The following is a 12,740-nucleotide window of genomic DNA, read 5'->3' as shown; positions in this document are numbered from 1 at the left end:
ATTTATGGGTGGCAATGCCGCGGTTGTTAACGCAGCCGCGGCATTGCTGTCATTAAGATGCGGGTGTACTCATGCTGCGGGTCGCCGAAGACTTGCGCGGTGGGGCCCTGTTCGACGATTCGTCCCCGATGCATAACCGCCACAAAATCGCTCATATGCTCGATCACCGACAGATCATGGCTGATGAACAGGTAGCTGGTTCCGGTTTCTTGCTGCAGACGATCGAGCAGATCCAGAACCGTGGCCTGAATCGAAACGTCAAGGGCCGAAACTGGCTCGTCGAGTACCAATACCTTGGGCTCCGGCGCCAGCGCACGAGCGATCGCCAAGCGTTGACGTTGACCGCCGGAAAGCTCACGAGGGTTGCGTGTGCTCAGCACAGGATCCAGCTCCACCTGTTCCAGCAGCCGGCCGACTTGGTCTTTATAGCCCGTCGCGCGCTTGCTGCGGCCTGCGGACAACGCATCGGTGAGAATCTGTCCCACCGAGTAGCGCGGATCAAAGGAACCCAGCGGATTCTGATAGATCGCGCCGATATTCTCCCGTAAGCCGCGCCGCGCCGCTTCGCTGTGCGGGGCGAAACGATCACCAAGCAGCGTCACGCTGCCGGTATCGGGACGTTCTAAACCAAGGACCAAACGCGCGGTCGTGGTTTTTCCCGACCCTGATTCCCCGACCAGGCCCAGCGTCGCGCCGCGGGGAAGCACAAACCCGGCTTCCACGACGGCAGGATGTTTGGCAAAGGACTTGGACAGGTTTTCCACCACCAGCGCCGGAGCCGAATCCGTGCTTGCCGGTGCTAGCTGACGCGGTTCGTTCACCGGCGTGCCGGCACTTAATGGAGCAAAGCGGGGCACCCCGGAGGGGATGGCCCGCAATAAGGTGCGGGTATATTCATGCTGCGGATGGTTCAGGATCTGTTCGGTGGGGCCGGTCTCGACGATTTGACCGGCGCGCATCACCGCGATGCGATCCGCCAGCTGAGCGACCTGAGCCAGATCGTGGCTGATCATCAGCACCGCACGGCCCTCATTTTTCAGTGCAGCCAACTGCTCGAGCACCAAGGCTGCGAGACGGAAATCCAACGCGGTGGTTGCCTCGTCCGCGATGACTATCTGCGGGTCGCCAATCAGTGCCTGGGCGATGAGCACGCGCTGCCGCATGCCCCCGGAGAGCTGGGTACTGCGCTGTTTCATACGCCGCTCGGGTTCTGGCAGCTCCACCGCGGCCAGGATCTCACGGACCTTGGCGGTGCGCTGAGACTTGTTCAAGCTCGAATGTTCCTTGAGCACGTCTTCGATTTCCCGGCCTACCGTGCGTAGCGGATCCAAGGCCATAAGCGCATCTTGCAGGATCATGACTACCGAATTCCCGCGGATATTCTGCCATGCAGGCTCACTGAGCGCTAATGCGTCTTCGTGGCAGACCATGAGCTTTGTGGCGCTGACGGTTCCGCCGCTGAGCCCCATGAGGCTGCGCGCGGTGACCGACTTTCCAGAACCTGATTCGCCCACGAGCGCCAGGCATTCACCGGCGGCCAATTCGAAGGACACGGCGTCTACGGCTTGTTGGACGGCGAAGCTGACCGAGAGATTTTCGACTGCTAATAGTGGATTCATACGGCTTTCACCTTCCCGCCGAGGGCGCGCCCGATCAGCGTGGCACCGGCGGCGACAACAACGATGGCAAGTCCAGGGAAGAAACTGAGCCACCAGGCAAGGTGTAGATAGGTGCGTCCGGCCGAAAGCATCGCACCCCATTCGGGTGCGGGCGGGGGAGTGCCTAGACCAAGGAATGACAGGGCAGCCGCCCAGATCACCGCTTGTCCAATGCCCAAGGTGACCAGCGCGAGCAACGGTTGCAACGCGTTTGGCACGAGATGATTACGGACCTTCAGCCAGGTGCCGCGGCCAAGCACGGTGGCGGCCTCCAGCATTTCCGAGTTTTTCAGCGTGCGGATCTGGCTGCGTACCAGCCGCGCGTAACCGGGGGCCGTGGATAAGCCCACCGCAACAATCGCCGGGCCCACGCCGGGTCCGGTAAACGCAATAATCAGCAACGCCATGAGTAAGGAGGGAACCGAGTAGAGCGCTTCGAGCACCCGCAAGATTACCTCGTCGAGCCAGCGCGGAGCCAAGGCGGCCGCGGTTCCTAAGACCAAAGCCAAACCCATGCCCAGCGCGGTGGCAGCCAAACCAATATAGAGAGAGTCGCCGGCACCGTGGATCACCCGGGTGAATACGTCACGGCCGGACTCGTCGGTGCCAAAAATGTGAGCGCAGCTAGGGGCCTGAAAGGCCTGGGACGGATTGATCGCCAGCGGATCTGCCGGAGCAATAAGTGACGGAGCAAACGCAGTGAGTACCCAGAAGAGAATGAAAAGTGAGCTGAGAATTTTTGCGGTACGGCTCATGAATCTGCCCCCGCCGGATCGATGAGTCGCTCAATGGCTTCGGTCAACGCCATCACGACGATATAAACAAGTGCAGAGAACAACGCGATGCCGGTAACCATCGGAATGTCTCGGGCAAGTACCGCCGAAAGCAAAGAACGGCCCAAGCCCGGACGGGCGAAGATCGCCTCGACGACCACCGCACCGGAAAGTAGTGAAGAAAAAGCCCACCCGGTCAGCCCAAGCGCAGGCAAAGCTGCATGGCGTAAGCCGTGACGGCGGAACACCGTCAGCCGGCTTTCGCCGCGAGCGCGAGCTGCCAGGGCAAACTGGCTACCCATCGCGGTATTCAGCGAGTCACGCATCAGCTGGGTGAGGAATCCGGCTAGCGGAAGCGCCAAGGTCAGTACCGGTAAGACTAGCCCGGCGGGAGTTCCATTGGCGACGGCGGGAAGCCAGCCGAGCATCGAGGAGAACAACATGATGAGCACCGCGCCGAGCCAAAAGTGCGGAACTGCGGCTGCCACAATCTCTACCGCGTTACCCAGCAGTCGGCCGAATTTATTGGCGCGCATCGCAAGCAACGCAAAGAGTAAGGCCAGTAGCCAAGCCACCACTAGCGCCAATAACGCCAGATTGATGGTCGGTGGGAGTACCTCGCCCATGATCTGCAGGACCGGGTCTTTGAAGGAATAAGAAGTTCCGAAGTCCAAGCGGATGAGTTTGGCGAGGAACAAAAAATATTGACTGATGATCGGCAGATCAAGACCATACTCGGAGCGGGCGTTGGCCAGAGCCTCGGCCGAAGCCTGTGAACCTGGACCACCCATGATCGCTTCGGCTGGGTCGCCAGGGATGAGGCGTACGCCGATAAAGATGGCGGTGGCAACCAGCCACAGCACCACCAGCGCGCCGCCAACCTTGCGACCCAACCAAGCGAGCAGTTTCATTGTGAGGTGTTTACCGCTTATTTATCGAGGAATACGTTGTAGTAGATCGGCGAGGAAACCGCGGTGGTCTCGCCCATACCGTGAACGTTCTTCGAATACAGGAAGTGGTTCTGCTGATCGTAGAGCGGCATCACGTAGTAGCCGTCCAGCACGATCTGCTGGGCCTGCTTGTAGAGCTCGGCACGCTCAGCTTCGTCGTTGGTTTGCTCCGCGTCGACGAGCAGTTGATCTAGCTTAGGATCCTTGATCTGCGCATTGTTGGCGAAGTAACCGCTGGGTGCGGGAATCGTTGAATCGGAGTGGAACAAGATGCGCAGGACGCTCGGACCGACCTTGGTGTACGGAGCGGAAACGAGATCGTACTCGTGCTTGGCCAGTGCACCGTACCAGCTGGACAGATCCAGCAACTCGATCTTGACCTCAAAACCAACTGGCTTAGCGGCGGCCTGCATCTGTTCAAACAGTGACTGCTCGGCAGGAACCGACTGGTTGGTGGAAACCGGGAACTTCAGAGTGAGGCGTTTGCCGTCCTTGACTCGGTAACCTTCGGAGTCGCGCTCGCTCCAGCCGGCAGCATCGAGTAGCTCGTTAGCCTTGGTGGCATCGGTGGTGAACTTTGAGTCATCCGAGATACCCAGTGGTTCAACACTGGAGAGCAATGAGTAGCTGCGCTTTGCGGTGTTGAAGTACAGCGAGTTGATTCCGGAGTTCACATCGACGGAGTGCATGAACGCTTCGCGGACGCGCACATCATCAAATGGTGCCTTGGAGCTGTTCAGCTCGAGCCGATTTGAGGCGCCTGGACGTGGCGCGTCTAGGTGGCCCAGTCCGTTGTCGGCGGCCGTGGAGATGGTATCTGGCTGTGGGTTGTCAATGACGTCAACCTCGCCGGACTGTAGCGCCGCATAGCGGCTGGCGGCCTCGGGGATGAAGCGCCAGGTGATGCCGTCCAGATAGGAGGTGGCGCTGGCGCGTTCGGCATTTGCTGCCGGGGAGACATAATCTTCGTAACGCACCAGATTGACCGCTTGCTGACGATCCCACGATTCGACCTTGAATGGGCCGGTGCCTGCAGGGGCGGCGCAGTTTGCTGCCTGATCGCGTTTCAGTCCCTGGGGGGACTGAATTGCGGTCCACGGCATGGATAGTGATTCGAGCAACGCGTTGTCTGGCGCGGAAAGCTTAAGTTCTGCGGTGAGATCGTCGACGAGCTTGATCTGGTCAACCTTGCCCACGGCTAGGTAGCCGGTGGACGAAGCAGTATTTGGATCCTGCAGGTGCTCGATATTGGCTTTGATCGCCTCGGAGGTGAGCTTGGTTCCGTCGTGGAAGGTGATTCCGTCACGCAGTGTAATGGTGCGGGTCAGGCCATCGGCGGAAACCTCGGATTTTTCTGCCAGCCATGGGATGATCTTCCCCTCGGCGTCCTTGGTGAACAGCGATTCCATGAACTGGGATGCCACCAGTGCCTGCGGATAGTTGCCGCCCACATGTGGGTCAAGGCAGCTAGGCTCGGCGTCTCCCGAGGCGTAAACCAGCGTTCCCCCGGCGACGGGTTTTGTGTCCTTGTTAGCGGATGGATCCTCGGTGGAGGAGCAGCCGGCAATGAGGGCCGCTGCCAACGGCAGGGCTAAGGCCCCGGTGAGTAGGCGGGTGGCACGCTGATTTCTTCGCATGAACGCAGATTTACCTTTGAGTGAGTGAGAGATGACGTAGACAACCTTAGTCAACCAAGAGCCAAAGGTCAGATTTGTTCCCTTGCAGGGCAAAGGTTAATGAATCTCTCTGGTCCTTGGTCGACCGGTTGGCAGATCTTTACTTTTCGCTGGCGACGGTGAAACGACGGTTCTCGTGAACCGGAGTTTCGATTTCGTCCACGATAGCGACCGCGAAGTCCTGGGTGGACACGAAGTCACCGGCAGGGGAGTTTGCGCCGAGGGTGTAGTTGCCGGTACGGGTGCCCGGGGCGATGACTGGGGCCGGCGCGGCCATGGTCCAGGTGATCCCGGAGACCGAGGTCAACATGTCATACACGGCGCCGCTGGTCAGCGCCTCAGCCTTGTATTCTTCGGGGAATCCCGGGGTGTCGTAGAGGCGGACTCCGTCCACTTCGGTCGCTCCTGCGCCGCCGACAACGATCAGACGTGCCGGGATGAGGGTTTCGGTGATTTCCTCGAAGGCGTCAATGTATTCCTGGTGGTCGCCGCCCGTGCGCGATGGAGGCACGGAGATGACAACAACGTCGTGGTTTTTACCCAGATCGCGGTAAGCCGCGGTATCGCTCAGCTGGGCGGTGGCCGAAGCAGTGCCTTCGATGCTCTTGCCGGTGCTGCTCACGGCGGTGACTTCGTGGCCACGGCTGAGCGCCTCGGCGGTGATCTGGCTGCCTACCATTCCGGTGGCTCCGTAAACTGCAATCTTCATGATGATCCTCTCGTAGCTGTATCGTTCACTTTGATAGTATCCTTTAGATACTGAGTACTTCAACGAAACTAGGTTACCTAATGGATAGTACGCCGACGTTTAATGTTCTCGTTCCTGACTGCCCCTCACGTGAAATTATGCAACGTTTGGGAGATAAATGGACCCCTTTAGTGATGCTTACCCTAGCTAGCGGACCACTTCGTTTCTCCGAGTTACGCCAGCACATCGGTTCGGTGACTCCCAAGGTACTCACTAGCACGCTGCGTACTTTGGAACGTGACGGTCTGGTAGATCGCCAGGTGACCGCTCAGGTGCCAATCCGGGTAGATTACGAACTGACAAATTTAGGCCTCAGCCTACTTGAACCCATGGACGCTATCCGGATCTGGTCCGAAAAACATGCCGCCAAGGTTATGGCCGCCAGGGAACTCTTTGACGAAAATTAAGATTATTTTCAGCCAGGAATTGCGCTCTGCGATAAGAGCCTTGAAGAGCGCCGGCTTCCCGCGAACAATGGGGCTAAGAGCTCGATTCGCTGCGGCGTGAAAGCCGCACTGTGGGAAGGACTATCCATGACCAAGCAAGCAGTATCCAACCGACCGGCTTTCCTTGATCAACTACCGGCACAGCTTTTTATTGCCGGGGCATGGCGCGAGGGGAACAGCGGCTCAACGCTGGTCACCCGTAATCCATTTGATGATTCCGTACTTGCTGAAATCCGCCAGGCCTCTACGGCAGACGTAGACGAAGCCTACGAAACGGCCCGCGCAGCCCAGCGCGAATGGGCGGCGCTGATTCCGGCAAAGCGGGCAGCCGTGCTCAACAAGGCCGCGGACTACCTGCAGGCAAACTACGACGACTTGGTCGCGCTGCTCGTGGCAGAGTCCGGTTCCTCGGTTCTCAAGGCCAACGTGGAAGTCTCCGGAACCATCGCAGCTACCCGCGAAGCAGCCACCTTCCCAACCCGCGTGCACGGCAAGATCTTGCCGTCAAACAGTGCGGGCAAGGAAAACCGGGTATACCGCGAACCTGTCGGGGTGGTCGGTGTGATCAGCCCGTGGAATTTCCCAATGTTGCTCTCCCAGCGTTCGGTGGCGCCAGCCTTAGCGCTTGGCAACGCGGTAGTGCTCAAACCGGCTAGTGATACCCCCTTGGTAGGCGCACTGGTTTTGGCTAAGGCCTTCGAAGCTGCTGGAATCCCGGGCGGTGTGTTCAGCGTGGTAATTGGTTCGGGCTCGGAAATTGGCGATCATTTTGTAGGACACCCGGTTCCATCCTTCATTTCCTTCACCGGATCCACCCCGGTGGGGCAAAATGTTGGAAAGCTAGCGGTCTCCGGTAAGCATATGAAACGCGTTGCACTGGAGTTGGGCGGCAATGCGCCGTTTGTGGTGCTCGCCGACGCAAATATGGAGCAGGCGGTCCGCGCAGCAGCCATGGGCAAGTTCCTGCACCAGGGCCAGATCTGCATGGCGATCAACCGGATTATCGTCGAAGCCCCGGTCTACGACCAGTTTGTGGAGCAGTTTGCGGCCCACGTAGCTACGATCAAGTACGGAGATGCGGCTAACCCGGAAAACATTGTGGGGCCCATCATCAATGATTCGCAGCTCGCCAGCGTGCAGGGAAAAATCGAGCAGGCGCGAAGTGAGGGCGCCCGTGAAGTTTTGGCCGGAGAAGTTGTCGGCCGGGTGATTCCTCCGCATGTTTTTGCGGATGTCACCAGCGAGATGGAGTTGTTCCGTGAAGAGATCTTCGGTCCCGTAGTGGGCATCGTTCGGGCGGACAGTGAAGAACATGCGCTGGAGCTGGCTAACGATACCGAGTTTGGATTATCCAGTGCGGTGTTCACGACCGACATTGAAAAGGGCGTGCGCTTTGCCCGCGGCATCAAGGCTGGAATGACCCATATCAATGACATCACCGTTAATGATGAACCGCATGTGATGTTCGGTGGCGAGAAGAACTCCGGACTAGGTCGCTTCAACGGGGAATGGGCTATCGAGGAGTTCACCACCGACCATTGGATTGGTGTGCAGAGCACCGATAAGCAGTACCCGTTCTAAAAATTCTCTAGAACAAGAATCCACGCCAATTGCCCCGGGGGACAAGTTCCTCCGGGGCAATTGACTGTGCCCTGAGGGGTGCGAACTGGCCGAGGATGAGCGTTTGGAACCCGCGGTGTTAAGCGAAGGATACGGTTGACTGGCTTCCGATCCTAGGCGTCCCTTAGGCATTCCCGACTTGGTCGTATGCTTGCCAGCGCAAGAAGATCATCTTGTTGCTGCGATGGTGAAATTGCTCGTAAATCACGCCGCAGAGCTGATCCCTTCGGGGACGCTGGGTACTCAATATCTGGATCCCCGAGCAATGGTCAACACCAAAGTCGTCCAGTTGCATCGTGGAGCTATCGAGGGATACCGCGCCTTGCACGGTTAGCTGGCGCGTTCTTTCTTTGAATCTGCTGCTGGTGGCATGCGCTGCGGACGGACTGTCCTAATAGGGGTTGCTGCGCTCATCGCTGCCGCCACCGTTCCTAGTGCGGCAAGATCTTCCAGAGTGGTTCGGGTCGGGCGCATGAGCCCCACCTCGCCACGCTCAAACTTGGTGAATAATTCTGCAGGCCTGATCCATTCCGAATTTGAGGCCTCGGTGGTCTGATGCCTCGGTTCCTGCCCGGGTTGAACATGAGCCACATAGAAAAATGTGTCAAAGCGCTTGGGATTATCCGGCGGAGTGATCCAGTTAGCCCACGGACGCAGCTGGCTCACGTCCAGCTGGGCACCGGTCTCCTCGAAAATTTCCCGTCGAGCCGCGGCCAATAGGGTTCCGGCATCAAGCACCGCTTGTTCCTCGCCCTGCTCCCAGAGCGAGGAATCTTTCCACAACTTTGCGTGCTCCACGGCCAGCGCATGCGGGATTGCTTCCGAGAGGGCCTCGGCCACGTCCTGAGCGTCAACGCGTCCGCCTGGATAAACAACCATTCCGGCGGCGAAGTCCATGGTGGAGACCCGGTGCTGAATAAAGACCTCCAGCCCCTGAACACCTTCGCGAATCATCAGGACGCTGGCGGCACGTCGCGGTATCACTGGCTGGTTTTTCGGTGCAGTTGAGCTGAGGTCCATGAATCCTAGTATGGCCGAGATGTTCCGAAGCAGGGAGCACTATGACGCTCAAGCGGAGCAGGGAGAATTTACTACTCAAACTGCACGACGTGTTTTGGCGAGACCAAGTTTCGTTGATCCTTAGCTGTCCTGCGGATTTAATGACAACACAATCGATGTAGTGTGGATCACAACGAGTGGTGGTCAGGAAGGGTTTGTCATGTTTGAGCTCAACGAGGAACAACGTGAGCTAGTTGAAGCGGTTCGAGATTTTGCCGCAGAAAAAATTGCCCCTCATGCTTTGGAGTGGGATGCGAAGGAACATTTTCCCGTTGATGTTTTGGCCGAGGCTGGCGAACTGGGCGTCGGTGGCATCTACGTCAGCGAAGAGTATGGCGGTTCCGGACTCACGCGTAGCGACGCTGTCCTGATTTTCGAAGAATTGTCCAAAGCCTGCCCTACTATCGCCGCCTATATTTCCATCCATAACATGGTGGTGTGGATGATCGATAGTTATGGAACCCATGAGCAACGTTCCACTTGGCTCCCGACGATGGCAGCCATGACGGATCTTGGGTCCTATTGCCTGACCGAACCAGGCGTTGGCTCCGATGCGGCGGCGCTAAGTACCAGTGCAGTTTTGGACGGAGAGGAATACGTCCTCAACGGTGCCAAGCAGTTCATTTCTGGGGCTGGTTCTTCGGCACTGTATCTAGTCATGGCACGCACCGCGAATACCGGTGCGAAGGGGATTAGCGCTTTCCTCGTTCCAGCCGATGCTCAAGGGCTTTCGTTCGGACCAAAGGAAAAGAAGATGGGCTGGAATGCCCAGCCCACCAGGCAGGTCTTCATGCAAGATGTGCGTATTCCTGCAAGCAACCTCTTGGGTAATGAGGGCCAGGGTTTCTCGATTGCAATGAGTGGCCTCAATGGCGGCCGGCTGAATATCGGTGCTTGCTCCATCGGCGGTGGGCAACTCGCTCTCGAAAAGTCGGTGGCATACCTCAAGGAACGCGAGGCCTTTGGTGGTCCGCTGACCAGACAAGAAGCTTTGGTGTTCAAGCTTGCCGACATGGATATGGAACTAGAAGCTGCGCGAAGCTTGTTGGGCAGGGCTGCTGCGGCGCTGGATGCGAAGGCCCCGGATGCCGTACGGCTTTGCGCCATGGCCAAGCGGGTGGCGACGGATGCTGGGTTTAACGCTGCAAATACCGCGATCCAGCTGCACGGTGGTTACGGGTATCTCAGCGAATACGGGTTGGAAAAAATTGTCCGGGATCTGCGAGTACACCAGATTCTGGAAGGTACCAACGAGATCATGCAGTTGATCGTGGGCCGCGGACTGATCGAGTCCTAAGCGCCGGCAAGCCTAGAGGCCTAGCCGTGTCAGGCACGCGGCAACGCGTGCCCGATCGCTATTGTCCAGACCTAAAATCGGGAGTGGAAGGCAAGAGCGCTGAGCTAGACCGAGCTGTTCTGCGATCGCTGCGACTACGCGCAGGCTTCCGCCGCACTTGGTGAATAGCTCCCATAGTGGGGCTAGTCGTGCCGATTCGGCCAAGGCTCGGTCATGGTCACCTGTTTGTGCCGCCCGGGTGATCCGCAGTGCCAGTTCGGGCAGGGTGCCGCCAATGACCGAGTACCAGGCATCGCAGCCTGCCGCTAAGCCTTGGGCGGCCGAAGCATCACCGGATACGCCGATGCTCACGTGCTCGGGGATGACTGCGCGAATTTTGGCTACGTGCTCCCGGGCTTCGGCCGCTACGGCTGGAACTCCTGGGATTTTGATTGAGGAAATACCGGGTAACTCGGTCAGACGCAGATAAAGGTCGAGGCTGAAAGTGAAATGCGTGGTGCCCGGATTGTCATAGACAATCACCGGCAGATCGGTGTGTTTGCTTAGCGTGCGAAATAGCTCGAAGACATCTGTCTCGGTCAGCGGCTGGTAGCTCATCGGCGCCAGTAGCAATCCTGCGGCTCCCGCGCGTTGTGCGGCTGTGGCATGGGCTAGAACCTGCGAGGTGCGCAGCGCACCAACTCCGATAAAGACCGGTGTGTCTCCGGCATTCTCAACTGCCAGGTGAGCAACCCGGGCACGTTCTTGCTCAGAGAGATAAGCGTAGGATCCGGTGGATCCAAGAGCGGTGATGGAATCTACTCCTGCGCGGTTCAGGCGTCCGATAAGTGCGGAGAATGCAATTTCATCCAGATGGTCATCGACCAGCGGGGTAAGTGGGAAAGCACTGAGGCCGGTAAACATGATCGAGTCTTTCGCGGTTGCAGAGTCATTGGAGAATAGAACGCATTTCGAGCGCGCCAATTTGTACGTTAGCACGGTGGTCTACGGGAGCCAGCGAGGTGAGAAGAGTGGTTTACTTCGGGTCCAAAATTTCTGAATTTGGTGGCTTAAAGCAGCGGGCTTCGGTAAGGGAGGGGCCAAGGGCGCACGATGGCTTTGCAAAAACGCACGGTCTTTTGAGCATTCTGTGCGCAAAATCCATTGACTGGTTTGACTGGTCACCATAGCTTTGAGTTGTAACCTGAATCACCTTTCAGGTTTGGGGAATCACACTCCGCACAATTTCACTTCGGGACCTGTTCAAAGCACTGGACGCCCCGCGAGGAAAGGCTAGACACGTGAAGCGAAGCAGCAAGGTCGTAACGGCCCTGACACTCAGCGCCGGGTTGGCATTAACCGCCTGCGCACCCACCGCCGAAACCGGAACTGGCGCAGAAGGCGGCGACGCCGCAAAGACTGTCAACGTCGGCATTGTCTACTCGAAGACTGGCCCACTAGCCGCCTACGGTGACGCCTACTACGAGGGGCTGCAAGCCGGCCTGGACTACGCCACCGAAGGCACGAACAAGGTCGGCGACACCGAACTGAATATCACCTATCACGATGATGGCGGAGATCCGGACAAAGCAGTTACCGTCGCCAAGGAACTGATCGGCAAGGACTACAAGATCCTGGCGGGAACCGCCTCCTCGGGGATCGCGCTGAAGCTCGTGGAGCAGGCAGCACAGAACAAGGTTCTCTACATTTCCGGGCCCGCCGCTTCGGACGCCATCACCGGCGCGAACAAGTACACCTTCCGCTCCGGACGCCAATCCATGCAGGACGTGGCTACCGCAGGCACGTTCGTTGATGATCTGAAGGACAAAAAGGTCACCGTGTTCGCTCAGGACAACGCCTTCGGGCAGGGAAACTTGGCCGCAGTTGACGCGATCCTCGGTATGGAGGGTGCCAAGGCCAGTTCCATCCTCGTTCCCGAGGATGTCACCGAATTCACCCCATTCGCCCGCCAGCTGGTCGACGCCAAACCTGACTTGGTCTTCGCGGCCTGGGCTGGGGCAACCTCCGGATCCATGTGGCAGGCGCTGGATCAGCAAGGAGCCTTCGACGTTGCACCGATCGTCACCGGGCTCGGCGATGTAGCAACATACGGCGCCTTCGGCGACGCAGGAGAAAAGATCTCCTTCCTCAACCACTACTTCCCCGGGGCCGCCGGCACCGAGGTTGAAAAGGCCATGATCTCCTCCATCGAAGAGGCGGGCAAAGAAGTGGACCTGTTCTCCCCTGACGGATTTGTCGCCGGACAGATGATCGCCCAGGCAGTAGCCGAGGGCGGAGACGACGTCGAGAAGATGGTCACCTCGCTGGAAGGCTGGAGCTTCGAAGGACCTAAGGGAGAAACCACGGTACGTGCCTCGGACCATGCGCTGATCCAGAACATGTACCAGGTGTCCCTGTCCAAGGATGGCGAAAAGTGGATTCCGGAACTCGTGGAAACCGTGCCGGGCGAAGAAGTGGCACCTCCAGAGGTCGTCAACTAGGCCTCGCAGTCCACGCGTCAAAATCTCACAAAG

Annotated in this window: 12 protein-coding genes; 5 read left to right on the top strand and 7 right to left on the bottom strand. The window is 58.4% G+C overall.

What is annotated here, in order from left to right; translation table 11 throughout:
- Nucleotides 1-26: 26 nt before the first annotated feature.
- The 5 genes from ACX5K5_RS14220 to ACX5K5_RS14200 all read right to left on the bottom strand — a co-directional run bounded on the left by ACX5K5_RS14220 (nt 27) and on the right by ACX5K5_RS14200 (nt 5,766).
- Nucleotides 27-1,619 carry a dipeptide ABC transporter ATP-binding protein gene (locus tag ACX5K5_RS14220; protein ID WP_459174579.1) on the bottom strand — a complete coding sequence of 531 codons (1,593 nt, stop codon included), beginning with the start codon at nt 1,617-1,619 and terminating at the stop codon, nt 27-29.
- Entirely contained in the window at nt 1,616-2,413 is a 798-nt protein-coding gene (locus ACX5K5_RS14215) for an ABC transporter permease (protein WP_459174578.1), read from the bottom strand. Before ACX5K5_RS14215 ends, ACX5K5_RS14220 begins: the two co-directional genes overlap by 4 nt.
- A complete protein-coding gene (locus ACX5K5_RS14210) occupies nt 2,410-3,342 on the bottom strand; it encodes an ABC transporter permease (RefSeq protein WP_459174577.1) in 933 nt (310 codons plus the stop codon). Before ACX5K5_RS14210 ends, ACX5K5_RS14215 begins: the two co-directional genes overlap by 4 nt.
- Nucleotides 3,343-3,359: 17 nt before the next feature.
- Complete coding sequence (locus ACX5K5_RS14205; protein ID WP_188683225.1) at nt 3,360-5,018, bottom strand: ABC transporter substrate-binding protein; 1,659 nt, start codon at nt 5,016-5,018, stop codon at nt 3,360-3,362.
- Between the two features lie 139 nt (nt 5,019-5,157).
- Nucleotides 5,158-5,766, bottom strand: coding sequence for an NAD(P)-dependent oxidoreductase (locus ACX5K5_RS14200; RefSeq protein ID WP_096254821.1), 609 nt, complete (start codon nt 5,764-5,766; stop codon nt 5,158-5,160).
- 80 nt (nt 5,767-5,846) lie between these two features.
- Between ACX5K5_RS14200 and ACX5K5_RS14195 the strand changes: the two genes are divergently transcribed.
- The 3 genes from ACX5K5_RS14195 to ACX5K5_RS14185 all read left to right on the top strand — a co-directional run bounded on the left by ACX5K5_RS14195 (nt 5,847) and on the right by ACX5K5_RS14185 (nt 8,205).
- A complete protein-coding gene (locus tag ACX5K5_RS14195; protein ID WP_096254822.1) occupies nt 5,847-6,212 on the top strand; it encodes a winged helix-turn-helix transcriptional regulator in 366 nt (121 codons plus the stop codon).
- 126 nt (nt 6,213-6,338) lie between these two features.
- Nucleotides 6,339-7,832, top strand: coding sequence for an aldehyde dehydrogenase family protein (locus ACX5K5_RS14190; protein WP_096254823.1), 1,494 nt, complete (start codon nt 6,339-6,341; stop codon nt 7,830-7,832).
- Nucleotides 7,833-8,022: 190 nt separating this feature from the next.
- Complete coding sequence (locus tag ACX5K5_RS14185) at nt 8,023-8,205, top strand: hypothetical protein (protein WP_141392885.1); 183 nt, start codon at nt 8,023-8,025, stop codon at nt 8,203-8,205.
- Here the strand turns inward: ACX5K5_RS14185 and ACX5K5_RS14180 are convergent.
- A complete protein-coding gene (locus ACX5K5_RS14180; protein WP_096254825.1) occupies nt 8,202-8,891 on the bottom strand; it encodes an NUDIX hydrolase in 690 nt (229 codons plus the stop codon). The genes ACX5K5_RS14185 and ACX5K5_RS14180 overlap by 4 nt on opposite strands.
- Nucleotides 8,892-9,090: 199 nt before the next feature.
- On the opposite strand from ACX5K5_RS14180, the gene ACX5K5_RS14175 reads away from it, so the two are divergent.
- Entirely contained in the window at nt 9,091-10,227 is a 1,137-nt protein-coding gene (locus tag ACX5K5_RS14175; RefSeq protein WP_459174576.1) for an acyl-CoA dehydrogenase family protein, read from the top strand.
- A 12-nt stretch (nt 10,228-10,239) separates the two neighbouring features.
- Here the strand turns inward: ACX5K5_RS14175 and ACX5K5_RS14170 are convergent, their stop codons facing one another.
- Nucleotides 10,240-11,130, bottom strand: a complete 891-nt coding sequence (locus tag ACX5K5_RS14170; protein WP_170947757.1) for a dihydrodipicolinate synthase family protein — start codon at nt 11,128-11,130, stop codon at nt 10,240-10,242.
- Nucleotides 11,131-11,507: 377 nt separating this feature from the next.
- Here ACX5K5_RS14170 and ACX5K5_RS14165 point away from each other — a divergent pair, with 377 nt between their 5' ends.
- On the top strand, nt 11,508-12,707 hold the full coding sequence (locus ACX5K5_RS14165; protein WP_443466124.1) for a substrate-binding domain-containing protein: 1,200 nt from the start codon (nt 11,508-11,510) through the stop codon (nt 12,705-12,707).
- Nucleotides 12,708-12,740 lie beyond the last annotated feature (33 nt).

The sequence above is a fragment of the Glutamicibacter bergerei genome, from assembly GCF_054495185.1.
This window is presented reverse-complemented; position numbering and strand designations above follow the sequence as displayed.